This window comes from Phosphitispora fastidiosa, from assembly GCF_019008365.1.
Classification (GTDB): Bacteria; Bacillota; Thermincolia; order Thermincolales; family UBA2595; genus Phosphitispora; species Phosphitispora fastidiosa.
In genome coordinates, this window is sequence record NZ_JAHHUL010000008.1 from 56,491 (window position 1) to 80,693 (window position 24,203).

The window sequence follows — 24,203 nt, forward strand, 5'->3', positions numbered from 1 at the left end:
GGTTTGGAAAATGTCTAATATAAAAACAAAAAAACTTAGTCTTACACAGCAGGAATATAAGGAGTTTGCCAAGGTCAGGGTACCCAACCGCCCGGTGCTTTTAAACTGTGTCAGGGCATTCATCGCGGGGGGAATTATTTGCACTATCGGCCAGGGGCTGCAATGGCTGTTTATGACGTATTTCGGATTTACAGAGGTTACTGCAGGTAATCCCACAGTGTCAGTATTGATAATGCTCTCGGTTTTATTAACCGGTCTGGGAGTATATGACCATATTGCCCAGTGGGCTGGAGCCGGAACTGCTGTTCCGGTAACCGGGTTTGCCAACACTGTAGCCTCTGCAGCGATTGAACACCGTACTGAGGGATATGTCCTGGGTGTTGGCGGAAATATGTTCAAGCTGGCCGGTTCTGTTATCGCTTATGGAGTATTCTCAGCTTTTCTCGTTGCTCTCATCAAAATAACCATCCAGGCGCTGGGGGGGATATAATGCTCACAGGCCATCAAACCTGGGTATTTGACTCTAAGCCGGTAATCCGTTCCTCGGCAGCTGTTGGCGGCCCGTTTGAGGCAAAAGGGGCTTTAGCTGCTGATTTTGATATTCTCCATGAAGATGTATGGCTGGGACAGGACAGTTTTGAAAAAGCTGAGAAAAAACTGCTGGAACAGGCCTGTGAAAAAGCCATTGATAAGGCAGGAATGAAGAAAGAAGATATTCAGTTTCTCCTTAGCGGGGATTTAATGGACCAGATTATTTCCAGCAGCTTCGCAGCACGCACGCTGGGGATGCCGTATGTGGGAATATTCGGCGCCTGTTCCACTGCCATGCTGGGACTCGCTCTGGCCTCCTTGCTGGTCCATACCGGGGCGGCAGATAATGCTTTGGCAGCGGCATCAAGCCATAACGTAGCAGCGGAAAAACAGTTCCGGTATCCTACTGAATACGGCGGACAGAAGCCTCCCACAGCACAATGGACAGTAACCGGAGCAGGAGCGGCTGTGGTTTCCAGGGAGGGAGAGGGACCCCGGGTAACTTCGGCCACTATTGGCAGAGTAATAGATATGGGAATCTCAGACCCTTTTAACATGGGTACTGCCATGGCCCCGGCGGCAGTTGATACCCTTCAGGCCCATCTCAGGGATTTGAAAAGGGAACCGGAGTATTATGACTTGATTGCAACGGGAGATTTAGGCCGTGTAGGACATAAAATAGCGGGCGACCTTTTAAACAAGCATGAAATCAATATCCCGCCGGAAATTTTTACCGACTGCGGTATCCTGATATATAAAGAAGGCCAGCCTGTACTGGCAGGGGGGAGCGGTTGTGCCTGTTCGGCAACAGTTACCTACGGGCATTTACTGAAGCGGATGCGGAAAGGTGAATTAGGAAGAATTCTGGTTGTTGCTACAGGCGCCTTATTATCACCGCTGTCCTATCAGCAAAAAGAGACTATACCCGGTATTGCCCATGCTGTCTCTATTGAAATACAGTGAGGGGATTACACGCAGAAGGAGTGACCAAGTGTGGAAAAGTTTATTTGGGCTTTTATCATCGGTGGCGGTATATGTGTCATCGGTCAATTGATGTTTGATGTTCTCAAGCTGACGCCGGCACATACCATGAGCACTCTGGTAGTAGCCGGTGCGGTATTGGGCGGGCTGGGACTATATGAGCCGCTGATAAAATTTGCCGGTGCAGGGGCAACTGTTCCTATCAGTAGTTTTGGTAATTCACTGGTCAAGGGAGCTTTAATGGAAGCTGAAAGCACCGGTGTCATTGGAGTACTTACCGGAATATTTGAGGTGACCAGTGCGGGTGTTTCGGCAGCCATTATTTTTGGGTTCATGGGTTCATTATTATTTAAACCTAAAGGGTGAATCCCCTGCAAGTTGGCACAGATATTGCATATATAATTAATATAATGCCAACACAGTTCTTGGGGGGAGCAGTATGTTAAAGATTCACGAAATTCACAACAGGGATTCGCTGATGGCACTGGCGGAGTACTGCAGGGATGTTTTTCATTACTCCGGCAAGGATATGGAATCTCTGGTAGGCAGGCTGCTGGCTGGTGAGGAACAAAAGCTGGAGTCACATGTCATTTATGCCGAATGCCTTGGAGAGATGGCCGGGTTTATCATTTTTTGCTACTACCCTCAAAACAAGGTAGGATTCCTGGAAGCCTTGGTGGTTATGGACGAGTTCCGTAATCAGGGCATTGGAGCGGAACTTTATTGGAATATGATTGAAATGTTAAGAGAAAAACACCCCGAGTGTATTGGCCATGTCCTGGAAATGTGCCAGGATGAAGCCAATTTCCTGGAGAGGAAGAGGTTCTTTCTGAGACAGGGAAGTATTCCTCTGGACCTCGGTTTTTTTATGAAAGATCCCGAGGTTAACCAAATTAGAATGCTCTATCATCCTTACAGGATAGACCAGCGATATTCTTTGGGCCTGATGAAAAATATCTTAAAAGAAATTAATTCAGATATTATTCATTAGCGACATAAATGTGAAAATAGTTACATGCAAAAAATTGCTGAGTATGTGAAAAATTGCACACTATTAGGCTAATATTTGCCAAAACAAAATAATGGAGTGCCTTACGAATTAATTTGGGGCATTGCATTTTAAGCCCATGAATTAGGAAGGGGCAGATATTTTCCGGCCCTCCCCCTACTTTCATAGGTTAAAACAAAAAAGAGTACCCCACAATAATGGGGTACTCCATTGTTTTTTGTAAATTAGTATCCTCTGTTTTTGCTGAAACAGTCGCTGCAATAAACCGGGCGGTCACCGCTTGGGCGAAACGGTACCTGAGTAGTCACGCCACAGGCGGAACATGTGGTTTCATGCATTTCCCTTTGGGGGCGGGAGCCACGACCGAAGCCGCCGCCACGGTTTTGCTGCTTACGTGCTGCTCTGCATGTTGGGCAGCGTCCTGGTTCATTGGCAAATCCTTTTTCAGCATAAAATTCTTGCTCTGAGGCTGAAAAAACGAATTCAGCTCCGCAGTCCTTACAGGTTAGGTTCTTGTCTTCAAACATATTGAATCCTCCTCATAATTTTGGCCCAGAATGGAATAGGGATACACTCTCTTTCTCCTTCACCCATTCAAGGCAGCTGAGAAGGGAAAAATGAATCTCACTAAACCTGTTAACTTGAGCTTTAAATTAATTTTAGCACCTGTCAAACCAAAAGTAAAGTATTATTGTCGACCACCATCAGCCTGTTCGCTGAAGGAAAATCAGTTCCAATGCAGAATACCCAATCTTTGCGCAATTTATTCATTATCGTAACAGGAAAAAAATTACAGCCAGCTCACCCTGCTGCAAAATGGTCTGGCTCCTGCTCCAGTTTGCGGGCATTATAAAGCAGGTCTGCCTGCTGCCCGTGGTAATTAACCCATTCACAGAAGGTGAGCTCTGAATCCCTGGCAAATTTTCGGGCATATTCTTTGGCCAGGGTCCGGTCTTCTTCAAATCCGATAAGCTTCATACCTTCGGGAATATTTCCAGTTATCACAGGAATGGTAAAGCCGCGTCTCTCAAAGTCAAAAAGCTCTCCCTGCTGCCAGATGGTGACATCCATAACCGCATCATTATAGCTCAGCCAGGCATGGAGGCCCACCCGGTATCTGGGTTCAGGAACCTTGTCTGCGCGCGTTTTGTAGCGAAAATAACCCTGGCATAACTGCAGCTTCTTTTCACTGAGGACGCCAAAATAAACAAGAAGCCAATAGAGGACCACCGAAAAATAAATACTTGTCCCATGATTTTCACTGTACCTGGCGGCCTCGTCTTTTTCGGTAAAGTTTTTGGAAAGCAGATAACAGTAATCAACATATTTTATAAAGCCGGAAACGCTTCCTTTGGGAATTTCCAATGTTTTGGCCATGAATTGTGTGGGGGCTCGCCTGGAATAATTAAATGTAGACTTCCAGCCGCATTCCTTTAAGTAGTTGTACACAAAATTGATCAGTTCATAGCTGGTCGCACTCACGAGTTTTTTTACTTCCGGGTCCTTCACGGTTCTTCCCTCCGAATATTTGTCTTTTGCTTTAATTTTACACTACATGTGCTTTCAAGCTGCAGTGAAAATTGACAGTAAAAAGATACAAATATTATGGAAAGGAATCGAACCTGGAATCACAGGAGACAATCATGCCGAAGTGTGCAAAATCTATATGTAATCAAAAGGATTTTTCAGAGACCCGTTTTTCAGAACCTCAAAATGTAGGTGAGCGCCCGTACTGTATCCAGTGGAGCCTACAGCTCCTATCTTTTCTCCTGCAGAAACTCGTTCACCAACTCTTACGGAAATGGCCGACATGTGAGCATAGCGGGTCTGTAATCCGTTTCCATGGTCAATATAGACTACCTTGCCATAGCCTCCGTTCCATCCGGCGAAAGATACTGTTCCTGCCGAATAGGCATAGATACCGGTTCCATGACTTGCGGCAATATCAACACCGTCATGAAAGGTTTTTTTGCCTGATATAGGGTGGGTTCGCCAGCCAAAATTGCTGGATACTCTTTTGCCTGATACAACACCGAAATTACGGGAACCACCGCGGGATACTGTTGTTTTGATGCCTATCCTGACCACACGGTCGACCGGTTCTTTGATTATTTCGGTCTTTGCTGGGTTCATGGACACCTGTAGGCCGTTCTCCAGGACAATATTGTAAGTTACTTTCTTTTCTCCCAGGACTCCGGGTGCAACTAGTTTTTTCTGGTTGCTGTACATCTGATTATCCTTCACAGTTTCGGTCTTAAAAGGCATTGATTCCAGAACGGAATTTTCCAGGTTAATGATAACATCAAGCCGGGACTTAAACGGGCTGACAACTATCCTGTCTCCGGGAAATATTTTTTCCATATCCATCTGGGGATTCATTTTTTCCAGATCTGCAACTGCGATATCGTGATTACGTGCTATAGTCCAGGGATTTTCACCATCTTTTACCTCAATTACAGCTGCTTCCTGCTCTTTTTCGTTTAGCAGTTCCCCGGCTCTCTTACCGTCAACAAGATCTGTCAGCTCAATCAGGTCTTTTTTTATTTCTATTTTTTGTTTAAATTCAATACTTTTGATAGTGGCATTTTTATCAACACCCTTGATAAATTCATTTTTATATTCTTCCAGGAGTTTTTCCAAAACTGATTTATCATAGACGGCAAATAACTGTTTACCGTCAATCAAAAACCTGTAACCATCAATGGCCAGATTTACATCCTGGGCTAATATTTTGACATCTGTTTCCAGGAGTTCTGGGTTAAGGCGGGCTTTCTGAAGTTCAATATCACTCAGGTTTTTTACTGAATGGCCCAGTTCTTTTCCGGCATTTTCCTGAAATGCCGCCACGGCGTTCAGGAAATCCTCTTTATCCTTCACCTGTGCCACAATTTTACCGTCAATGACCACATTATAGGCTTCAACTGCTTTTTGGTACCATGAAAATGAAATTAACAAGGCTAAAACTATGCCTATAAAAACAGCCCTCTTGCTGTGAATTAATTTATTAACCACTTGAGTTCCATCCCCCTTTGACAATTTTCGACAAACTATTACTTCAACGGTAAATATCTCTAATCCTGCCAATTTTATATGGTTATTTGTACCAATTAATCTGCCAGCTGCATTTCCCTCTGCGCGGTACGGGCAGCTTCAGCTGCGAAGGCCATATAGTGGGCTTCCAGAGCATTATCGATATCGGTTCCCGCTTCATGAGGGTTTATTTCGCCTCTCATTACCTTCACAAATGAATCCATCAGGCCAAAGTCGCCGCCGCCGTGGCCTCCCATAGACAGTCCAGCCCTGTGGACTATATTTGTCTTAGAATAACGAAAGTCTGTTACTGTTATCTGTTCACCGTTGTAGCGGAAATAACCACGGATAGTACCTTTAGTGCCAAAGATACGGATTTCTCTTCCCTCCAATTCCGAAACCCCATGCAGGGTAAGGGTTCCTGTTACGCCCCCGGGAAACCTGTAAGTGGTTATCTGGTGGTCCAGAACATCATTGACGGCTTTAAAGATACACTTCCCATAGGGTCCTTCTTTGAGGGCCTTCATTTTTCCGGCGGGGGAGAGATCTGTGGTAATAACGGTAGCCGGAAACCTGTTCCAGTTTAAAATGCTCCGGAGGCCTTTATTAAAATGGCTGAGCAGGCTGAGAGCCCTTCTGTGGTTAAGGGCGAAATGCGCTAAAAAGCGTGTCGTCCTTGATGGGGCGTGCAGCCCTATGCGCAGCAGAGGTTCTCCCGTCAGGTAGGTGCGGGGTGCATACCAGGGGCAGGTTTCAGCTTCGGGACACCCGTCGGTACATCTTTCCGGAGCCCCTGCAGGGGCATTTTCGGGACGGTAATGGGTCAGGTCTCCCATTGACTGGACGGAAAGGGGTTTAGCGCCAATAACCCAGTACATCAGGTCCAGGTCATGACAGGATTTGGCCAGTATAACCGGGGAAGAGGAGGCCTCATTTCTGTAATTGCCCCGTACGTAGGAATGACCGAAATGCCAGTAAGAAACGTTCTCTGAGTGGTCATAATGAATTACCCGGCCAATCCGGCCTGAGTCTACCAGTTCCTTGATTTTACGCCAGAAGGCCGTAAAGCGCAGTACATGGCAGACTTGGATTTTGCGGTGTTCTTTTTCTGCCAACGCTGCTATGGCGCGGCATTCTTCCAGGTTGGGTGAAACCGGCTTCTCGAGTACCAGGTGATAGCCGCTGTTTAATGCAGCCAGAGCAGGGTGGTAATGCAAGTTATCCTGGGTACAGATAAAGGCAGCATCAGCAAGCCTGCCATTTCCAGGAGAAAACAGGGTCTCCCAGGATTCAAAGGCCAGGTTGTCCGCGATATTGTGGTCTAGCTGAAATGCCCGGCGTCTTTCGAAATCAGGGTCAGCAACTGCCAGAAACTTCAATTTTCCAGGGTTTTTCAGGGCGTATTCGCCATATGCTTCACGACCGCGCAGCCCGGCGCCTGTTAATACAGCTGTTACAGGGGGTTCTCTATGTATGCTCATTTTGAACAGACCTCCCAAAATATTTGTTCTTATTTTTTACTGCTTCACCTTAAGATAACCGCCATAAGCAGTTGTCTGCTTCCCACCAAAATGTTGTTGACAAAAATACCCCACCGGGGTATAATACAATTTATCATACTAATACCTGTAAGGGGTATGGAAAGGGGTAAATCAGCATGAATGGAAAAAACGCAAAAAGTGACCGGGATTGGTACATTGGAGGGGCGCTGCTGGGATTAGTGGTGGTTTTCTCCTTTTTCACCGGCCATCCTGTGGGGACAGCTACTACTTATGAACGTATAACGGGGCATATTCTCCGGTTCTTTTCCCCGGAATATGTTACCAGCACTGTTCATTACTTCAAGGAAGCCGCACCTGTTGCCGAATGGCAGACCCTATTTGTTATCGGGATGTTGCTTTCCGGGGTCATCGGACGATTCTTGTTTGTGAAGCGTAAGGGTGAGGATGTGCCGGAAATGTGGGCAGAGGTCTTTGGCAGCAGTACTGCCAAGAGGTTTGTGGTTTCATTTATTGGAGGCTTTCTGCTGTTATTCGGTTCCCGTCTCGCCGGCGGCTGCACCAGCGGCCTGTTCATCAGCGGGGGCAGTCAGTTGGCGATAGCGGCGCTGATTTTTGCCGGAGCAATGTTTGCTTCCGGAATTGTAACCGCTAAACTTCTTTTCAAAGGGAGGGACTAAATAATGGAATTAGTGGGTAGTCCTTTTAGTGTATTGTTTCTTGGACTTATTACCGGTATTGCTTTTGGTTTTGTTATTTTTAAGTATGGGGCATCCCGTTATGATAATATCCTTAACATGCTTCGCCTGAAGGATTTCGGTCTGCTTAAGTTTATGATGACTGCTGTTATGGTTGCTTCAGTAGGGATATTTCTGATGGATGGTGTCATCTATATTGCGCCGGCCCAGATACTCAGACTAGTAGCCGGAGGACTCATTTTCGGAGTGGGTTTTGCCCTGCTGGGAGCCTGCCCGGGAACCGTACTGGTATCCTTCGGTGAAGGTAAAAAGGACTCTTGGTACGGTATACTGGGGGGATTGCTGGGAACAGCGGTTTATGCACAGATATACCCGGCAATGGATAAGATGTTTATTGCACCCGTTAACCTGGGCAATATGACTGTACACAGCCTCCTGGGAGTCAGCTATGGTGTAGGAGTGATAGTGCTGGTAGCTGTGTTCGGAGGTTCCATCCTCCTGATAAATAAGTTAACAAGGTAAGTATGATATAGCACAATTGAATGGGCCATCTTCATAATTAAATAGGCCATCTTCATAGTTTTAGACCATTATTAGAGAAATGGCCGGTATGTTCCGGAGGGATGAGGCTGACGTCAGCCGGCCCACGAGCGCTTTGCGCGAGTGGCTAGCCGGCTGAGTTGTAGCCATCCCGACGGAATTTACCGGTCATTTCGTTCATTTATGGTTGAAAATACAGGGTGGCCATTTAATTGTGATACCTTTTCCACTTCCGCCTACCTTGCCAGTCCTGACCTGCCAAAAGTACATTTTACGTTAATCTCCACTGGTACACCAGGGTAAACCTTTTCCCAGTTCATTTTCTCATATTCCCTGGGATAACGTCTTTTCAGCGCCTGTCCCAAACCCAGGTAATCAATACCCAGTTCCTTCTGAGATTTGGATATCGCTCTGGCAGCGCTTTGTTTAACCACTTCTGAAATTGTCTGTGTAATCTTTTCCATATTTTCAGGACGTGTCAGGTCCATGAATTTCCCCTGTTCTTCCAGGACTGTCCCTGTCATCTCAATATTAAGCCTGAAAGCCGGTTTACCTTGTTTGATTTCAGGCACAATCTCAGTTTTCACCTTTTCTGTTTGGCAGGTGAAAAATAAATCCTCTGCTTGGCCCTGAACCACAGCCGGCGCTTCTTGGGTTACCCAGTTGGCATCCTGTGTCTCTACACACCCAAGCCAGCCTGCCAGTTTCCAGTTGTCAAAAATGGCGCTTCCATTGCGAATCAGAATTTGCCTGTCTTTATGGACTATAACCCTGCTTCCCAGAGCCCGGCCGCCGGTATTCCTCAAATCCAGCAGGAAGCCATTAAAAGGGTTTTCGTGTGCCAGTGAGGTATTAGTCTCAATCTCTGTGAGGGCAACCAGTTCATCTGACATGAATTTTCCCAGCCGGGGTTTAATTTTAAGTACATCACGGGCCTCTTTATCCTGAACGAACATTAGTTGGATACGGAGCTCCACTTCGGCGCTTTTCTCAAAAAAGCTTGCCGGGTCCATAAAGTTTTTTTCCCGGGCCAGTTTATCTCCCACCAGCAGTACCCTCAGGTGTGACAGGGTGAGCTGTTTTGATATCCTGGCCTGGAGCGCTTCAACAGCCTTTCCAATACTGGGCGCTTCTACTGTTTCTATTATAGTTGCCGGCTCACCGGGAGGGCCGGCTAATTTTGCCTGGTTTATGATTTCAAATGTTACCTTATATTTGGCCTCATATTGGGAGCCCTTAAGATCAGGGGCACTTACGGCGTCCAGCCCGATAGAGGTTATAAAGGCCTGGTTGCTGATATCCTTTACATCCCAGCAGCCTGCAGGGATTAACATGAAAAGCAGCAAAAGCCCTAATGATGCCAATTTTTTACCCATTCCTGTCACCTCTTTTTTTTCTTAAAAAGGCTGTTAATAATGCGGCTATGGGCAGAAGATACAGAAAAACTGGGGTTACCGCATTATAGTAGCTCCTGACCTGGAGGACAGCAGCATAACTGGGAAACATGTATGCCGCCAGGGTAATGATAGCAGCGGCGAAATATGATATCCCCCGCCCTTTTTTTATGCCAAGAATCCCTGTTATCCCGGACACCAGAAAATATGTATACAGGCATATTGTAGTAAAAACACCGATTATCCAGGGCACTGTCAGGAACAGCTCGAACCGTTCCACCGGAAAGCCTGGGAGTTGGATCACAGATATGGCGCTGATTCCCGGCCAAATAGCTGCCTCGACATTTTCTGTCCCCATAACTCCTGCCACTGTAAGCAGCTGTACCAGGCTTAGGGCACTGATGGTATAAATGCCTGCCAAGGCCGGTTTAACGGCAGCTCTCACATTCTTCAGGAACGGACCCAAAAATAAGATAATCTCAAAGCCCTGCATGGCCCCAAGATAATACAGGGTCCCTTTAATTACAGGCATGACTCCATTGGCCAGGACAGGCTGGAAATTGTGCAGGTCTATATTCCTGATGGCCATTAAAAAAACAAGGATTAGCGGCAGAATCAGTAATGGCAGATTTAACTGAAAAAACCTGATTATGGCTGTCAGGCCATAAGCTGCCAGCCATACTGCGGCGATGGCCAGGATGAGCATGGGGATACCCGGGGGAGTGCTTTTAAGAAAAAATACCCGGTTGGCCATACTGGCATCCTGGGAAATCAGGGCCAGGAATCCACCCCAGTATAAAAGGTATAGTATACCCAAAAGAAATGCGATTGGCTTTCCCCAGATTTTTTTGCCGTACTGGAATGGGGATTCCCCGGGGAACCTTGCTGCCAGTTTGATAAGCAGGTATGCCGCTGCGCTGATTATCAGGCTCCCCAAAATTATACAAATCCAGGCATCCTGCTTGGCAATACGGATAATCCCATCAACCAGGGAAAAGAGTTCAAATTCTATTATGCCTACGATAAGCCCGGCAGTTAATACTCTTGGATCCAGTTTGTGTTTGGAGTCATCTCCGGAGTTATCTCCAAATGCATTCATCTATATCATCCTTCATTATTCTTGCGGTTTATAGGTATTATCTTTAGCCATTACAGGCGTATTTTCTCTGAACACAGTATGTCCCATGCTGCCGGTATCCGTCGGGGCTACCGGGGCCATATACGGAATTCCGAAGGACTTTAAGGTCACCAGGTGTATCGCAATATAGAAGGAGGCAGCCGCAAACCCAAAAATTCCAAAAAAAGATGCCATTACCATAGTGAAAAACTGCAGAATCCTTACGGCCAGTCTCAGGTCATAACTGGGAATCCCAAATGATGACACCATTGTAAGAGTCACGACAATTACAATTGGCGCGGCTATTATATTGGACCATAATCCTGCGATAACCAGAGTGATACCTGACATCAATGCAATCGTTGTCCCAACCTGTGACGGCATCCTGACCATCATCATGCGTACAGCTTCAATGATCCCCATCAAAAAGAAAGCCTCAAAATAGACCGGGAAAGGGCTATTTTCCCGGGCGGCCAGAATCAGGTAAAGCAGTCTGGTGGGAATTAGTTCCGGGTTATAAGAGGTTAGGGCAATATAAAAAGCCGGCAGGGAAACGGCAAAAATAAACATTACATAACGGGCCAGCCGGAAAAAGTTTGCTGCCACAAACCACCTCATATATGTATCGTCACGGGTGTCCAGAAGATCAAAAAAGGTGACCGGCGCCAGCAGGACCTGGGGACTGCCATCTGTAATAATTACAACCCTGCCCTGCAGCAGGGCTGATTCGGCGATATCAGGCTTTTCGGTTATTTCCACCTGGGGAAAGGGGCTCCATGACGAGTTTTCGATGTTGCGTTCTATGTAGCTGGAATCCAGGACCGTTTCTGCCCTGATGGCCAGGATGCGCTTTCTCACTTCTGCTATGATCTCCGGGTTTGTCCGATTTTTCAGGTAAACTGCCGTTACTTTTTTTGGCGCCAGAGAACCTATGGTAAATTTTTCACAGACCAGCTGGGGATTTGGGATTCTCTCCGCCAGCAGGGACAGGTTATATTCCGGATTTTCGTGAAAGCGTTTTTTGCTGCCCTTCAATACCTGTTGGCTGTCCCAGGGAACTGCATCTACAAAAGACACTTCGGGGAAGTCTGCAGAGATACAGGAATCCTGTTCGCTGGAGGAAATATTGGATTCTGTATGGCTGTCATGCTGCTTTTTTTGGAATCGGGCCTTCAGGAACTTGATCATTGTTTGGTCTCGCCTTCCTACTGAGTTAGATTATCAATGTCGAAACTAATTACTGTTAATTATAAAAATTGAATTTTTGATTCTACAATCTATAATGTTCACAGGGACACTTGATTATGTATGATGGCAGGAAGGTACAGCGAATTTGATGAAATTACATTGGGCAAAACAGCTTTTTTAGGGTAAAATATAGGTATTGGCTGACAATAAGCAAATATTGGGAGGAAACTGAATTGGCTGATTTGCCTTCAAAGGAAAACAAGGAGAAGTTTGTCCGGGATATGTTCAATTCGATTGCCCGGCGCTATGACCTGATGAATACACTAATGACCGCAGGGATGGACAGATCCTGGCGGAAATATACCGTTAAGCGTGCGGAAGTGAAGCCCGGCGGCCACGGTCTGGATGTCTGCTGTGGGACCGGGATGATTACAATGGAACAGGCAAGGGCTGCCGGGCCTAAGGGCAGGGTAACGGGCCTGGACTTTTCGGAAAACATGCTGGCAGCTGCCAGGGAGAATATAAAGGAATTTAAACTCAGGGATAATATTGAGTTTATCCAGGGGAATGCCATGGAACTTCCTTTTGATGATAACAGTTTTGACTGTGTTACTGTAGGCTGGGGGCTCAGAAATGTGCCTGACATTCTGATAACTGTTAAAGAAATGACCCGGGTTGTCAGGCCCGGCGGAAAAGTTGTTTCACTCGATATGGCTCAGCCCACTGCCCTTGGCTTTAAGCAGTGTTACTGGCTGTGCTTTGAAAAGATAATTCCTGCCATGGGTAGGCTGTGGGCTGGAAATAAGGGGGCCTATGGCTATCTTCATGATTCGGCAAAGGTTTTCCCGCCTCAGTGGGAACTGGCCGGGATATTTGACCGGGCAGGGCTTACAGAAACAGGTTACCGAAATCTGGCCGGCGGTATTGTGGCAGTGGTTGAGGGGCGGAAGCCTCGGGATTAGCACAGTCCCGGATGGTAATAACAGCCACAACAAAAAGGAGCGGCTCTTTGACGAAACTGGGTTTAATCAGTTTCAGTTCACCGAGGACTGCTCCCTTTGCTGTTCTGTAATCATATGTTCTGTGATTAATTACCTTGTCAATACTGTTTCTCCAGGAAGGCTGTCATTGCCAGCATGACTTTTTCTTCCACATTGGTTGGTTTCTCCTTAAACAGGATTACTGAGCCGACAATGTTTCCTTCATGGTTTAACGGGGTACAGATGAAATTGGACTTGCTATCCCATCCTTCCATAAGTTCTTCACCTTTACGCCCGAAATAAGATTCCCCGTTTTTAATTTTATCATGGATATCCTCTGAAAGACTCTTCTTAAGCAGGGACTTGTTACCCGGGGCGGATATCACCACATCTTCCCTGGTGACTACGGCCTCACCTCCAAGGGTTTCAGCAAGAACCTTGGAGATATTATCTGCCTGGTTGCCCAGCGGGTCAGGAGTGGGGTCATACTTGCGAAACACAATGGCATTTTTGTCAATGAAGATTTCCAGAGGGTCACCGTTCTTAAATCTCAGGTTTCTCCTGATCTCCTTGGGAATTACCATCCTGCCGAGGTCATCCATCCTTCTGACAATACCAATATCACTCATGTTGTTAACCTCCTCTCAATATATGTTGTATTAAAAGTAAGGATTATATGTATCTTTTTGTATTGGCAAAATTACCAAAGAAATTCACACTTACGCTTTTTCACTTCTATTTTACAATAATACCAAAAGCAGGAAATATGATTTTGATGTCGAATACTATAGATAAATGTCGAAATAAATCCATATGGTGGAAGAATTCATTCAGTGATTACTCAAGACGAATCCGGTATAATATTTAACTATTCGTCATAGGTTAATGTGAGAGAGGGGAAGAAAATTCCCCTCTCAGTTAATGTATACGTTGTTTTAGTGCTGTGACGGGTGCTGCGGGTTCTGAAACTGCGGCGGACTGGGATTATGCAGTTGAGAACCCACATAATTGCCTGGTGTGGAGAGGTTGAAGTAAAGCCGGGAATCCTTGTCCACACCCCAGTCACGGTTTGATCCGGTATCCTGGACTCTCTGCAGGCACTCCCGGAACATGGTATTGTGAGCCTCCTCCCGATTCAGCAGAAAGTCAATCATCTGCCTGACATACTGGTCATTTATCTGCCTGTGCAGATATTCATAAACGACCTTTGCCCTCTGTTCAGCGGCAATATTTGAAAGAAGGTCTGCAGGCAGGTCTCCGGTTACATTTACATAGGCTGCCGTCCATAATTGGCCGGAAGCATTAGTCAGCATAGGGTTCAACCCTGTCAGTACATGGGCTTCAATATTTCCAATTGTTGCCTGATTAGCCATCGGGTCATGCCCGTTAAGCAGGGTAATCGCGGTGGCCACCATCTCCATGTGGCTCAGTTCCTCTGCGGCGATATCCAAAAAGACATCCCTAATTGCCTGGTCCTTGATTCTGAAACTCTGGGAAATGTATTGCAGGGCTGCTTTTAGTTCACCCTGGGGACCACCCAGCTGTTCCTGAAGCATTGCAGCGTAATTTGGGTTGGGACGTTCCACCCGAACCATCTGCAGCAACTGTTTTTCGTGTCTGAACATATTTGTCCCCTCCGTTTATTTTTATATTGCAACAGTATCTATTCTAGTATTTACAGTCTCAGCTATAAAATGCCTGACTCATATACAGGTGAAGCAGGTAAGTAATGACAATATCAAAAGTATCGGAGAAAAAGAATGGTGCACATCCCGAAACAATCGGGTGCGCACCTTATGAATCATAGTTGGTAATTACAGGTTAATAGCGCCGGTTCCTTCCGGGTATCCTCCGGGCATTATACCTGGCCCGGTTTTTGTTTGGTTTGACACCAAACAGGCCGCCCAGGAGACTTCCTAAAAACTCTCCAAAGGCCGGGCTGAATAACCCGCCTCCCAAGCCCTTACCGAAACCGGGACCAAACAGCCCGCCACCGGAACCACCGCCAAACCCAGGGCCCAGGAGTCCGCCCCAAAAGCCGGAATCGAAAAGCCCGCCGCCAAAACCCTTACCAAAGCCGCCGCCAAAACCGGGACCGAATAGTCCTCCGCTAAAGCCGGGGCGCCGCTTTTTGCCAAAAATAAAACCCGGCTTTTTACCAGAACCTTGCTTCTTGCCGGAACCCGGACCAAAGAAACCGGTACTGCCGTAATTCATGTATCATTTACCTCCTTCATAACCTGGGTCAAGGTCATTCTCCATCTATATTATGTTAATATTAAGGTTAATGTACCGGGGAATGTCCTGCCAGGCTTGCCTTCTCAGGGCTGCCCGGCAGCTTTGTTTAATGGAGGTCAACCGCAGAATAGGGGGCCAATTCTGCGGATAAACTTATTAACAAAATATTTAATTGTCAGGAGTGACACCGATGAAAGCACTGACCTACCAGGGAATAAAAGATGTAAAGGTTCTTGAGGTCAAGGACCCCGGGATTGAAAAGCCGGATGATGCCATTATCAGAGTTACGGCAACAGCTATTTGTGGCTCCGACCTGCACCTGATACACGGGATGGTTCCTAATATGCCCGCAGGATTTATTCTTGGGCATGAGACAATGGGAATTGTCGAAGAAGCAGGTCCTGATGTAACCCAAATTAAAAAAGGAGACCGGGTGATAGTACCGTTTCCGGTATCATGCGGGCACTGCTGGTTTTGTGAACACGACCTCTGGAGCCAGTGTGACAACTCCAATCCCCACGGAGATGCCGGGGGTATTTTTGGTTACAGTGAGACTTTTGGAGGTTATGCCGGAGGCCAGGCTGAGTATCTGAGAGTCCCGTATGCAAATGTGGGGCCTTTTGTGATTGAAGGGGACATACCTGATGAAAAGGTATTGTTCCTTACAGATATCCTGCCAACTTCATATTGGGGTGTTGATATTGGAGGGGTTAAGCCCGGGGATACGGTAATTGTGCTGGGCTGCGGTCCTGTAGGACTGTTGGCTCAGAAGTTTGTGGCTCTGAAGGGGGCCGAAAGGATAATTGCAGTTGATTATATTGACTACAGGCTGGAACCTGCCCGAAAGTACAATGGGGTGGAAACAGTCAACTTTACCGAAACCCATGACACCGGCAGGCACCTTAATTTTTGATGCCAAGAAGGACAACTGTGTTAAGGTAGTCCTGTATAATTAATGTTTCTGCACAATTAGTGTTGCCCTGTATGATTAGTTTAGTGGTTTGGTATCGAGATGCTTGACCCAGAGATTCATGTCCTCAAACTTGTCCATGATATTGCAGTTGTTTAGCAACCGCCCCCCATAGGTGTAACCGTGGCGGTGAAACACCAGGTTGATCCCGTGGGAAATTGCCCGCGACAGGGAGTAGAGCGTCTGCATCTGCTCCTTTTTCATTTCATCTTCAAGGGCATTAATGAGGATGGACATCAGTCCGTGGCCCCTGTAATCAGGGAGGGTGGCACAATCAGTTATCTCTACGGCCATATTGGTCCGGTTGATTTCTGCCGAAGCAGCGCTGATTATCTTGCCCTGGTGTTCAATCACTTTAAAATGTGCTTTTTTCCCGATAACCTGCTCCAGGTATTCGGGCCTGTTTAGCGGTGTAGGGTAACTTGGGAAAACAGCTGTGAAAAGTTCTACCAATGCAGGAATATCCTCAATCCCTGCTGAACGCAGACAGCTGTCCGAAGGCAGTTTTTTCAAGTTGACTGAAGGAGGCTGGGCCAGTATCTGCTGCAGTATTTCGTCTTCATCCTCAACGAATTGGCTGATGCGGCGCTCTTGCCCAAAAAACCGGGACAGGCAGTAACCGGTTTTCCCACTGAAATAGTTTTTGATAAACCCTTCCAGGACGTACCCGCGCGAAAGAAAGGTCTCCCAGTCTGCTTCCCTGGAGACTAGCACAACCTTGCCAAATCCGTTCTCCCTGGCCAGGTAATTGAGGTATTCGGCCATTGCCGGAACATTTGTGCCCTGATAGTCGAGGACCTTGATTCTTTCATTAGTACAGTCGATAAACACCTCAACCGTAAAATCTTCCCTCTGCTTGAGGTAAGACAGACCGTAAATAGTCCCATAAATAGTTGTGGTTGTTTCTTTGTCAAAAGTGATTTCAGCTATCCGCATAGTCAGACTCCTTTATTGGATATAGTCTTTTCTCCTGTTTTCCCTGATATTCCCCTTGGGGACCAGGCTGATTTTTCGATTGCCAAACAGCTTTGCCAATCCTGATCTGATGGGTATTTGGTCTTCACATATCCCGCATTCCATGCAGCTGCTGCCGCGGTCCGCCGGCTCCGTATAGGCACAGATTACACCCTCGTAGTTTCGCAGGATTACTTTTTCATCAGACATGGATATCAGGTATTGGGGTGAGACCGGAATTTTGCCGCCGCCGCCGGGAGCATCCACGACATAGGTAGGAACCGCCAGTCCGGAGGTGTGGCCCCTGAGCATTTCTATTATTTCGATGCCTTTGGCAACTGAAGTCCGCAGGTGTTCCAACCCCTCGGAGAGGTCGCACTGGTACAGGTAATAGGGCCGTACCCTCATTTTCACCAATTGATGGACTAATTTCCTGATCACATACGGGCAGTCATTGACCCCCTTTAGCAGCACGGTTTGGTTGCCCAGTGGGATTCCGGCATCAGCCAGCATGCTGCAGGCGAGTTCTGCATCTGGGGTAATTTCTTTGGGATGGTTGAAGTGTGTATTCAGCCAAATCGGGTGAAAACGCCGGAGCAGTTTGCATAAATCTTCAGTGATGCGCTGTGGCAGGACTACCGGGGTTCTGGTTCCGAAGCGGATTATTTCCACATGTGGTATCTGCTTCAGCCGGCGAAGCAGGTACTCCAGGCGTTCATTATCTACCAGCAGGGCATCTCCGCCGGAAATCAGGACATCCCTGACAGCAGGCGTCCCGGCTATGTAGTCCAGGGCCAGTTCAACAGCATCTTGGGGCATTGACATATCGGTGCTGCCGGCCAGGCGGCGCCTGGTACAGTGACGGCAGTACATGGAACACTGGTCTGTAATCAGAAACAGAACCCGGTCGGGATACCTGTGGGTAAGTCCGGGTACCGGGGAATCCACATCTTCTGAAAGTGGGTCTTCCAGGTCACACGGGCTTTCATCCAGTTCCCAGGTGACCGGGACAGCCTGCTTCCGAATGGGGCATTCCGGGTCATCCGGGTCCATGAGCAGGGCATAATAGGGTGTGATAGCCATTCTTAGGGTTTTCAGGCAGTTTCTGATACCTTCTTCCTCTTCACCTGTCAGGTTTACTAACTGTTTAAGCTCTTCTACTTTAGTAATCCGGTTGGCAACCTGCCAGCGCCAGTCATTCCACTGGTCATCTGTAACGTTTTGCCATATTGGTGTTTCACGGTAGCTGCGCAAAAAAGAAAACCTCCCCTGCTTTTTTCTTATTTTCTCAAAGCAGGGGAGATTTTATCCTAGTTGGTTTTCAATTCGCCGGGCGCGCCTTCTTCCCATATGGTAACATAGACCTTTCCGTCCTCACCTTTAAAACCCCGCATCAGTTCACAGTGTCTCAGAGTGGCGAACTGTTTATCAAGCTGCCACTTGGGGAGGCGGAACTTTTTCATTATTTGTTCATGGGTGACAGGGCCATCCTGTTTGACGTAGTTATAGATATCTGTCTGCAGTTCCGTAAGTCCCTCAGTGCCTGTCTGGCCGGCCATTTTGCGAGCCACCTTGGCGCTGTAAACTGCGGTGACATCACATGTGCGCGGGGGTTCGATTGCTTCAATATAGCAATCCTCACACAAGTTCTGGCCCATGTGTTCACATTTTTCACCATCCGGAATTGTTTCTTTACACCTGTCACAAATCATTTTTTTCCTCCTCTTTAGGATTTGGCATCCTGAATTTGCGCAGCAGAACATACAGCTGCTGCTGCTCTTCCCGGGTAAGTCTTCCGTTAATAATACTGCTCACTGTTTCCAGGGAACTGAGGATATCATCACGAACCAGTTTTCCTCTGGGAGTGACAAACAATACATAGGAACGGCGATCCTGAGGGTCAGGCTCCCGCCTGATATATCCCAGTTTTTCCAGCCTGTCAATAATTCCTCCGATAGTGGTCCGGTCAACCCGCATCAGACAGCCCAGCTCCTGCTGGTTGAAGCCGTCACACTTCCAGAGAAAAGCCAGGGTGGCAAACTGCGGCGGTGTCAGACCAAACTCCGTGACTGCGTCTTTCATCATACCATGGGCTTCCTGGTGGCTTTTAGCCAGCAGGAACGGCAGCCATTCCTCAATATCAAACAAGCACATCATCCTTAAAGGTATAATTTATTAATCATCAGTATACTGATTATATTTTAGCAATTAATTTGGTTTAGGTCAACTTATATTATCTGTGTACTTAATATTATCTGTCCAGCAGACTAAATAATACCTGCTCCTGTTAGCTTTCAACAGAAGGTTAAGCGGGCTCTGGCAGCGAAGTAATTGTGTTGGAAAAAATATGTAGAAAAATATCAGGAATCTGAAAAATATCAGGAATCTTATCAGGAATGTGAATAAATAAAAGGAATGATGAGAGGACATGAAAAAGAGAGTTATTGGCTACCTGCTGCTGATTCTAGTTGTAATACTTGGTCTGACTTCTTTTCCCCAGAGCCGCAGGGTCAGGTCACTAATGCCGCATCTGCCGGCCCCTATTGCAGCTGAAAAGGCTCTGGTTACTCCAGCCGGGCAGGGACCGGAGGGACTGATTGTAAGCGAAATCTGTGATGCCCTGAACATTAACAATAGTTTCATGTACTGGGCTGAGCCCGAGGACCTGCGGGGTTTCAACAGCCTGATTATTGTCCTGGGATTCAGCAAACAGGGGCTTCATTCACTGCATAAAGAAGAGGAAGAGGAAATTGAAAGGGTCAGCCGGCTGATACAGGCTGCGGAGCGGCAGAATATTCCGGTTGTCCTGATTCATCTGGGCGGACCGGACCGCAGAGGCGCTGTGAATGATGCCTTGGCAGAGGTCCTGGCTGTGGCGGCAGACTATATAATTGTCACCCAGGATGGTGAAAGGGACGGTTTTTTTACCGCTTTGGCTGATAAGAATAACATACCTGTAACGATAGTCAGTGGAGTGACGGCAGTAAAAGTTCCTCTGAACTCTGTGTTTAGATAGGAGGACCTATGGGATGAGTAGAACCGAATTTAGAAAAATCATGTATACGGTTTGTGCCCTTATTTTGGCCGGTATCAGCGCATATGACGGAATTTACCGGATGGAATCCTTCAGCGTAATCGGGGGACTGTTGGAGACAGCCGTTACCAGGAGCGATACCGGGCTTTTGGTCCTGGCATCCTTTGAACTGGTAGTCTTGGATACCCTGTGGCTGGTTCCGGGGATTTTAAGCGGATTCCTCCTTATAGATGTATGGCGCAGCCGTTTTCCCTTCAGGTGGTGGGTTAATTATTTCCTGGTGCTGCCCTGGGTCGGTGTAATTCATCTGGTACTGGCCATCCAGGGGTCGGGATATAGTTTTATCGGAGGATTTATTGTGGTCATCCTGGCAATTCTGGCTGTGATTGAAATGGGTGAAGCCAGGGAGAGTTTTGCTGCCGTGGCTCTGGTTGTCTTCGGGATTGGGATGGCTGTTGACTGGCTGAATATTGTCCCGGCGTTTTCCTTTATTCCTATCAGCCATGGTGACCTGGATGTAGGGATAAAGCTTGCCGCCGATTTCCTGCAGGGTGAAAGTGTGCTTAACCTGGGCTTGTTCTTTTCGGTTTTCTTTATGTTCATCAGTTTGGTGATTACACTGCTGATATCAGTATATCTGAGACGGATCAGTCTGGTAGAGGAAAACAAGGTCAAGGAGATGCAGCTTCAGGAAATGGAGATTCAGGCCAGGCAGGCCAGGGTGCTTCAGGAAATGCATACACTGGTCCATGACCTGAAAACCCCCCTGATGACTATCAGAGGTCTCAACTCACTGGTGGAAATGAGCGCTGCCAATGAAAAGGTTGTCGAATACTGCCGCAGAATTGACGGCTCTGTAGATAAGGTCAATGCTATGGTTTCCGAAATCCTGTATGATGAAGTACGCAAGAAAATTACGGTGGAAGAACTTATTACCTATGTAAGAGCCCATGTCCTGGTAAAAAAGGCCGGACAGGAGGTGGTCTTTGATATTGCCGAAGGGCTGCCTTTATTGGAAATAAATGTTATTCGGATGAGCCGGGTACTGATAAATATAATCGAAAATGCATTTACTGCCACAGCAGGGGTGAGCAATGCCAGAATTGTCATCAGGGCTTACGCAGAAATGGGAGACCGGGTCTGTTTTGAGGTCTCAGATAATGGCAGGGGTATCCCTGCCGGGCATTTGGAACAGGTCTGGAAATGGGGGTATAGTACCAGGGGGAATTCTGCCGGTCTGGGACTGGCCTTTGTGAGACAGATAGTGGAAAATCACCACGGGACTGTTGAAATCAGCAGCTCCGAAAGCGCCGGGACCACGATGACAATCAGCTTAAAGGGGGCAAAGGACGATGAAAGTACTCATAATTGATGATAATGAGGATATCAGGTTTACCGTCAGCGAGATATGTGATTTTGCCGGATGGACCCCGGTAACGGCAGAAAATGGTTTTGAGGGTGCGGAACTCTTCAAGTCGGAAAAGCCGGACCTGGTGGTTGTTGATTACCATATGCCCATGCTGGATGGTATGGAGACTGTTGAACAGATCAGGAAAACTGACCGTAAGGTTCCTATTATCGTCCTCACGGTAGATGAGCGCCAGGAGATTGCTGATGAGTTCCTGGCTATGGGGGCGACGGATTTTGCGCTGAAACCGATAAAGGCCCCTGACCTGATAGCTCGTATTAAAGTAAACCTGAGAATTGCCCAACTGCTCAAAATAGAGTCCGGTCTGGCGGAAGATTATGTTAAGGGAATCAGCGGGGCAACCGAGAAAATTATTATTGAATTCATGAAAAAACAAGGTGAGCCGCTGCCCATTGAAGAGATTACTGAGGGTGTGGAACTCGCCTATCAGACCGTACACCGCTATCTGATGAATATGGTCAGGGAGGGGAAAGTGGTCACCATCTGTGACTACGGCAAGGTAGGGAGGCCCAAGAACCGGTACAGGCTTGTTTAGAGGCTCTCGGAGGTTTATTTGACAGGTTTCAAGAGAAATATGAGATAAAATAGGATTTTGTATTATATTCGTCTAAAATAAAAGAGCAGGCTTGACAGGGGGATAAAAAGTTGGCGGAGACTTTACTTTCAATTGAAGATTTAAAAACATACTTTTATACAGAAGCGGGTGTGGTCAAGGCAGTTGACGGGGTCAGCTTCAGTATTGAGAAAGGCAAGACCCTGGGAGTTGTCGGGGAGTCGGGTTCCGGTAAATCTATTACAGCCATGTCGATTCTGCAGCTGATTCCAACACCACCGGGGCGGATTGCCGGCGGCAGGATTATATTTGAAGGAGTTAACCTGCTGGAAAAGTCTCCTGAGGAAATCAGGAAAATCCGGGGCAATGAAATTTCAATGATATTTCAGGACCCGATGACCTCACTGAACCCGGTCCTGACAGTAGGGGAACAGCTCATGGAAGTAATCATACTGCACCAGAAGCTGGACAAAAAGGCAGCCCGGATAAAAGCTGCCGAGATGCTGGGTCTGGTTGGGATTCCTGATCCTGATAAACGGCTTAAAGCCTATCCCCATGAATTCAGCGGCGGGATGAGGCAGAGAGCCATGATTGCCATGGCCCTGTCCTGTAACCCGAAGCTTTTGATAGCTGATGAGCCCACCACCGCTCTGGATGTGACTATCCAGGCACAAATCCTGCAGCTCATGAACGACCTGAAGGCAAAGCTGAATACGTCTATTATGATGATTACCCACGACTTGGGGGTCATTGCTGAGATATGTGATGATGTTGTAGTTATGTATGCCGGTAAACCGGTCGAATATGCGGATGTGCAGACCATTTTTGCATCTCCGCAGCATCCTTATACATGTGGACTTTTGGCTTCACTTCCCAAGATTGAGGGAGAAAACAGGCAGCGCCTGGAGGCTATTGAGGGGCTCCCCCCCGACCTGAGGGATATGCCCCCCGGATGCCCATTTGCGCCGAGGTGCCCGAAGGCTGTGGAGATTTGTTTCCGGGAGCAGCCTGTCAGCAGGGAAATTGTTCAGGGACATTCTGTTGCCTGCCATCTGACCGGCAGCAAACTAGGCAGGTGATAAACTGATGGAAGCATTACTCAAAGTAAGAAATCTGAAAAAACACTTCCCTGTCACCAAGGGAATCATCAGGGAAAAACAGGTTGGCCTGGTCAAGGCGGTTGACGGTGTCAGCTTTGATGTCTATAAGGGAGAAACACTGGGGCTTGTGGGGGAGAGCGGCTGTGGCAAAAGCACCACCGGCAGGTGTATTCTGAGACTGATTGAACCAACTGAAGGTGAAGTGCACTTTGACGGGGTAAATGTGAGAACACTTGACAGCCGTGCTATGAGACGCATCCGCAAGGATATGCAGATGGTTTTCCAGGACCCCTATGCATCCCTGAACCCGAGGATGAAGGTAGGGGACATCATTATGGAGCCGATCCTGCTGCACGGGATTGCCAGGGGAAAAGAAGCCAGGGAGAGGGTAAACGAGCTCCTGGATGTGGTCGGGCTTGCCGGCTACCATGCTGAGCGTTATGCCCATGAATTCAGCGGCGGGCAGAGGCAGAGAATCGGTATTGCCAGGGCCCTGGCTGTGGAACCTAAAATGATTGTCTGTGATGAACCCGTTTCAGCGCTGGATGTCAGCATCCAGGCACAGGTCATCAACCTGATGGAAGACCTGCAGGAACAATTTGACCTGACCTTTATTTTTATTGCTCATGACCTGAGTGTGGTGCACCATATCAGTGACAGGGTTGCCGTAATGTACCTGGGCAGGATCGTGGAAATGGCGGGCTGCCGGGAACTTTACCAAAACCCGCGTCATCCTTATACCAAAGCCCTTCTTTCAGCAATTCCGGTTCCTGACCCCAATGCAAAAAAAGAAAAAATTATGCTTAAGGGTGATGTTATCAGCCCACTGAACCCGCCTCCGGGCTGTAACTTTCATACCCGGTGTCCCTATGCTGTTCCCCGGTGCCGGGAGGAGGCCCCTGAACTGAAGGAGATGGGGACAGGACACAGCGCTGCCTGTCACCTGGTTAACCCCTAA

The 24,203-nt window shown here is 47.4% G+C and carries 26 protein-coding genes and 1 pseudogene; 13 read left to right on the forward strand and 14 right to left on the reverse strand.

What is annotated here, in order from left to right; translation table 11 throughout:
• Nucleotides 1–10: 10 nt before the first annotated feature.
• The 4 genes from spoVAC (at nt 11) to Ga0451573_RS09160 (ending at nt 2,503) form a co-directional block, all read left to right on the forward strand.
• On the forward strand, nt 11–490 hold the full coding sequence (spoVAC, locus tag Ga0451573_RS09145) for a stage V sporulation protein AC (RefSeq protein WP_231683599.1): 480 nt from the start codon (nt 11–13) through the stop codon (nt 488–490).
• Complete coding sequence (spoVAD, locus tag Ga0451573_RS09150; protein WP_231683605.1) at nt 490–1,494, forward strand: stage V sporulation protein AD; 1,005 nt, start codon at nt 490–492, stop codon at nt 1,492–1,494. The genes spoVAC and spoVAD overlap by 1 nt, the downstream gene beginning before the upstream one ends.
• A gap of 30 nt (nt 1,495–1,524) precedes the next feature.
• Nucleotides 1,525–1,878 carry a stage V sporulation protein AE gene (spoVAE, locus tag Ga0451573_RS09155; protein WP_231683606.1) on the forward strand — a complete coding sequence of 118 codons (354 nt, stop codon included), beginning with the start codon at nt 1,525–1,527 and terminating at the stop codon, nt 1,876–1,878.
• 73 nt (nt 1,879–1,951) lie between these two features.
• Nucleotides 1,952–2,503: a GNAT family N-acetyltransferase gene (locus Ga0451573_RS09160; RefSeq protein WP_231683607.1), complete on the forward strand. Its 552-nt coding sequence runs from the start codon at nt 1,952–1,954 to the stop codon at nt 2,501–2,503.
• Nucleotides 2,504–2,745: 242 nt separating this feature from the next.
• Here the strand turns inward: Ga0451573_RS09160 and Ga0451573_RS09165 are convergent, their stop codons facing one another.
• From Ga0451573_RS09165 to Ga0451573_RS09180, 4 genes are all read right to left on the reverse strand, one after another.
• Nucleotides 2,746–3,048 carry a zinc-ribbon domain containing protein gene (locus Ga0451573_RS09165; protein WP_231683608.1) on the reverse strand — a complete coding sequence of 101 codons (303 nt, stop codon included), beginning with the start codon at nt 3,046–3,048 and terminating at the stop codon, nt 2,746–2,748.
• A gap of 274 nt (nt 3,049–3,322) precedes the next feature.
• A complete protein-coding gene (locus Ga0451573_RS09170) occupies nt 3,323–4,030 on the reverse strand; it encodes a hypothetical protein (protein ID WP_231683609.1) in 708 nt (235 codons plus the stop codon).
• A 153-nt stretch (nt 4,031–4,183) separates the two neighbouring features.
• Nucleotides 4,184–5,533, reverse strand: a complete 1,350-nt coding sequence (locus Ga0451573_RS09175) for a peptidoglycan DD-metalloendopeptidase family protein (RefSeq protein ID WP_231683610.1) — start codon at nt 5,531–5,533, stop codon at nt 4,184–4,186.
• Between the two features lie 95 nt (nt 5,534–5,628).
• A complete protein-coding gene (locus Ga0451573_RS09180; protein ID WP_231683611.1) occupies nt 5,629–7,032 on the reverse strand; it encodes a Gfo/Idh/MocA family protein in 1,404 nt (467 codons plus the stop codon).
• 176 nt (nt 7,033–7,208) lie between these two features.
• Here Ga0451573_RS09180 and Ga0451573_RS09185 point away from each other — a divergent pair, with 176 nt between their 5' ends.
• Both Ga0451573_RS09185 and Ga0451573_RS09190 read left to right on the forward strand, forming a co-directional pair.
• Nucleotides 7,209–7,730, forward strand: a complete 522-nt coding sequence (locus tag Ga0451573_RS09185) for a YeeE/YedE thiosulfate transporter family protein (RefSeq protein ID WP_231683612.1) — start codon at nt 7,209–7,211, stop codon at nt 7,728–7,730.
• Nucleotides 7,731–7,733: 3 nt separating this feature from the next.
• On the forward strand, nt 7,734–8,270 hold the full coding sequence (locus tag Ga0451573_RS09190; protein WP_231683613.1) for a YeeE/YedE thiosulfate transporter family protein: 537 nt from the start codon (nt 7,734–7,736) through the stop codon (nt 8,268–8,270).
• Nucleotides 8,271–8,524: 254 nt separating this feature from the next.
• Here Ga0451573_RS09190 and Ga0451573_RS09195 read toward each other — a convergent pair whose 3' ends face one another.
• Genes Ga0451573_RS09195 through Ga0451573_RS09205 form a run of 3 tightly spaced genes read right to left on the reverse strand, consistent with a single transcriptional unit; the run spans nt 8,525 to nt 11,987 of the window.
• Complete coding sequence (locus Ga0451573_RS09195) at nt 8,525–9,664, reverse strand: Ger(x)C family spore germination protein (protein WP_231683614.1); 1,140 nt, start codon at nt 9,662–9,664, stop codon at nt 8,525–8,527.
• A complete protein-coding gene (locus Ga0451573_RS09200; protein WP_231683615.1) occupies nt 9,657–10,781 on the reverse strand; it encodes a GerAB/ArcD/ProY family transporter in 1,125 nt (374 codons plus the stop codon). Before Ga0451573_RS09200 ends, Ga0451573_RS09195 begins: the two co-directional genes overlap by 8 nt.
• A 15-nt stretch (nt 10,782–10,796) precedes the next feature.
• Nucleotides 10,797–11,987 (reverse strand): spore germination protein, encoded by a 1,191-nt coding sequence (locus tag Ga0451573_RS09205; RefSeq protein ID WP_231683616.1) that lies wholly within the window; start codon nt 11,985–11,987, stop codon nt 10,797–10,799.
• A gap of 233 nt (nt 11,988–12,220) precedes the next feature.
• On the opposite strand from Ga0451573_RS09205, the gene Ga0451573_RS09210 reads away from it, so the two are divergent.
• Nucleotides 12,221–12,949 carry a demethylmenaquinone methyltransferase gene (locus Ga0451573_RS09210; RefSeq protein ID WP_269438187.1) on the forward strand — a complete coding sequence of 243 codons (729 nt, stop codon included), beginning with the start codon at nt 12,221–12,223 and terminating at the stop codon, nt 12,947–12,949.
• Between the two features lie 137 nt (nt 12,950–13,086).
• Here Ga0451573_RS09210 and Ga0451573_RS09215 read toward each other — a convergent pair whose 3' ends face one another.
• From Ga0451573_RS09215 to Ga0451573_RS09225, 3 genes are all read right to left on the reverse strand, one after another.
• A complete protein-coding gene (locus Ga0451573_RS09215) occupies nt 13,087–13,596 on the reverse strand; it encodes a stage V sporulation T C-terminal domain-containing protein (protein ID WP_231683618.1) in 510 nt (169 codons plus the stop codon).
• A gap of 306 nt (nt 13,597–13,902) precedes the next feature.
• Nucleotides 13,903–14,592, reverse strand: coding sequence for a manganese catalase family protein (locus Ga0451573_RS09220; protein ID WP_231683619.1), 690 nt, complete (start codon nt 14,590–14,592; stop codon nt 13,903–13,905).
• 196 nt (nt 14,593–14,788) lie between these two features.
• Complete coding sequence (locus Ga0451573_RS09225; RefSeq protein WP_231683621.1) at nt 14,789–15,184, reverse strand: hypothetical protein; 396 nt, start codon at nt 15,182–15,184, stop codon at nt 14,789–14,791.
• A 211-nt stretch (nt 15,185–15,395) separates the two neighbouring features.
• Between Ga0451573_RS09225 and Ga0451573_RS09230 the strand changes: the two are divergent.
• Nucleotides 15,396–16,109 (forward strand): annotated as a pseudogene (locus Ga0451573_RS09230) (alcohol dehydrogenase catalytic domain-containing protein); the annotation flags it as partial.
• An 84-nt stretch (nt 16,110–16,193) separates the two neighbouring features.
• Here the strand turns inward: Ga0451573_RS09230 and ablB are convergent.
• Genes ablB through Ga0451573_RS09250 form a run of 4 tightly spaced genes read right to left on the reverse strand, consistent with a single transcriptional unit; the run spans nt 16,194 to nt 19,277 of the window.
• On the reverse strand, nt 16,194–17,111 hold the full coding sequence (gene ablB / locus Ga0451573_RS09235; RefSeq protein ID WP_231683623.1) for a putative beta-lysine N-acetyltransferase: 918 nt from the start codon (nt 17,109–17,111) through the stop codon (nt 16,194–16,196).
• Between the two features lie 12 nt (nt 17,112–17,123).
• Entirely contained in the window at nt 17,124–18,383 is a 1,260-nt protein-coding gene (gene kamA / locus Ga0451573_RS09240) for a lysine 2,3-aminomutase (RefSeq protein ID WP_231683624.1), read from the reverse strand.
• Between the two features lie 56 nt (nt 18,384–18,439).
• Complete coding sequence (locus Ga0451573_RS09245; RefSeq protein WP_231683625.1) at nt 18,440–18,841, reverse strand: hypothetical protein; 402 nt, start codon at nt 18,839–18,841, stop codon at nt 18,440–18,442.
• Nucleotides 18,831–19,277, reverse strand: coding sequence for a MarR family winged helix-turn-helix transcriptional regulator (locus tag Ga0451573_RS09250; protein ID WP_231683626.1), 447 nt, complete (start codon nt 19,275–19,277; stop codon nt 18,831–18,833). The genes Ga0451573_RS09245 and Ga0451573_RS09250 overlap by 11 nt, the downstream gene beginning before the upstream one ends.
• Nucleotides 19,278–19,557: 280 nt before the next feature.
• On the opposite strand from Ga0451573_RS09250, the gene Ga0451573_RS09255 reads away from it, so the two are divergent.
• The 5 genes from Ga0451573_RS09255 (at nt 19,558) to Ga0451573_RS09275 (ending at nt 24,203) form a co-directional block, all read left to right on the forward strand.
• Nucleotides 19,558–20,145, forward strand: a complete 588-nt coding sequence (locus Ga0451573_RS09255; RefSeq protein WP_231683627.1) for a DUF6305 family protein — start codon at nt 19,558–19,560, stop codon at nt 20,143–20,145.
• 13 nt (nt 20,146–20,158) lie between these two features.
• Complete coding sequence (locus Ga0451573_RS09260; protein WP_231683629.1) at nt 20,159–21,535, forward strand: HAMP domain-containing sensor histidine kinase; 1,377 nt, start codon at nt 20,159–20,161, stop codon at nt 21,533–21,535.
• Nucleotides 21,516–22,127 carry a response regulator gene (locus Ga0451573_RS09265; protein WP_231683631.1) on the forward strand — a complete coding sequence of 204 codons (612 nt, stop codon included), beginning with the start codon at nt 21,516–21,518 and terminating at the stop codon, nt 22,125–22,127. Before Ga0451573_RS09260 ends, Ga0451573_RS09265 begins: the two co-directional genes overlap by 20 nt.
• Before the next feature lie 110 nt (nt 22,128–22,237).
• A complete protein-coding gene (locus Ga0451573_RS09270; protein ID WP_231683632.1) occupies nt 22,238–23,224 on the forward strand; it encodes an ABC transporter ATP-binding protein in 987 nt (328 codons plus the stop codon).
• Nucleotides 23,225–23,231: 7 nt separating this feature from the next.
• Nucleotides 23,232–24,203, forward strand: a complete 972-nt coding sequence (locus Ga0451573_RS09275) for an ABC transporter ATP-binding protein (protein WP_269438188.1) — start codon at nt 23,232–23,234, stop codon at nt 24,201–24,203.

Coding starts and splice junctions, on each gene's coding strand:
- spoVAC (WP_231683599.1), top strand. CDS start 11: ATGTCTAATATAAAAACAAAAAAACTTAGTCTTACACAGCAGGAATAT.
- spoVAD (WP_231683605.1), top strand. CDS start 490: ATGCTCACAGGCCATCAAACCTGGGTATTTGACTCTAAGCCGGTAATC.
- Ga0451573_RS09160 (WP_231683607.1), top strand. CDS start 1,952: ATGTTAAAGATTCACGAAATTCACAACAGGGATTCGCTGATGGCACTG.
- Ga0451573_RS09165 (WP_231683608.1), bottom strand. CDS start 3,048: ATGTTTGAAGACAAGAACCTAACCTGTAAGGACTGCGGAGCTGAATTC.
- Ga0451573_RS09180 (WP_231683611.1), bottom strand. CDS start 7,032: ATGAGCATACATAGAGAACCCCCTGTAACAGCTGTATTAACAGGCGCC.
- Ga0451573_RS09185 (WP_231683612.1), top strand. CDS start 7,209: ATGAATGGAAAAAACGCAAAAAGTGACCGGGATTGGTACATTGGAGGG.
- Ga0451573_RS09190 (WP_231683613.1), top strand. CDS start 7,734: ATGGAATTAGTGGGTAGTCCTTTTAGTGTATTGTTTCTTGGACTTATT.
- Ga0451573_RS09195 (WP_231683614.1), bottom strand. CDS start 9,664: ATGGGTAAAAAATTGGCATCATTAGGGCTTTTGCTGCTTTTCATGTTA.
- Ga0451573_RS09200 (WP_231683615.1), bottom strand. CDS start 10,781: ATGAATGCATTTGGAGATAACTCCGGAGATGACTCCAAACACAAACTG.
- Ga0451573_RS09205 (WP_231683616.1), bottom strand. CDS start 11,987: ATGATCAAGTTCCTGAAGGCCCGATTCCAAAAAAAGCAGCATGACAGC.
- Ga0451573_RS09215 (WP_231683618.1), bottom strand. CDS start 13,596: ATGAGTGATATTGGTATTGTCAGAAGGATGGATGACCTCGGCAGGATG.
- Ga0451573_RS09220 (WP_231683619.1), bottom strand. CDS start 14,592: ATGTTCAGACACGAAAAACAGTTGCTGCAGATGGTTCGGGTGGAACGT.
- Ga0451573_RS09225 (WP_231683621.1), bottom strand. CDS start 15,184: ATGAATTACGGCAGTACCGGTTTCTTTGGTCCGGGTTCCGGCAAGAAG.
- ablB (WP_231683623.1), bottom strand. CDS start 17,111: ATGCGGATAGCTGAAATCACTTTTGACAAAGAAACAACCACAACTATT.
- Ga0451573_RS09245 (WP_231683625.1), bottom strand. CDS start 18,841: ATGATTTGTGACAGGTGTAAAGAAACAATTCCGGATGGTGAAAAATGT.
- Ga0451573_RS09255 (WP_231683627.1), top strand. CDS start 19,558: ATGAAAAAGAGAGTTATTGGCTACCTGCTGCTGATTCTAGTTGTAATA.
- Ga0451573_RS09260 (WP_231683629.1), top strand. CDS start 20,159: ATGAGTAGAACCGAATTTAGAAAAATCATGTATACGGTTTGTGCCCTT.
- Ga0451573_RS09265 (WP_231683631.1), top strand. CDS start 21,516: ATGAAAGTACTCATAATTGATGATAATGAGGATATCAGGTTTACCGTC.
- Ga0451573_RS09275 (WP_269438188.1), top strand. CDS start 23,232: ATGGAAGCATTACTCAAAGTAAGAAATCTGAAAAAACACTTCCCTGTC.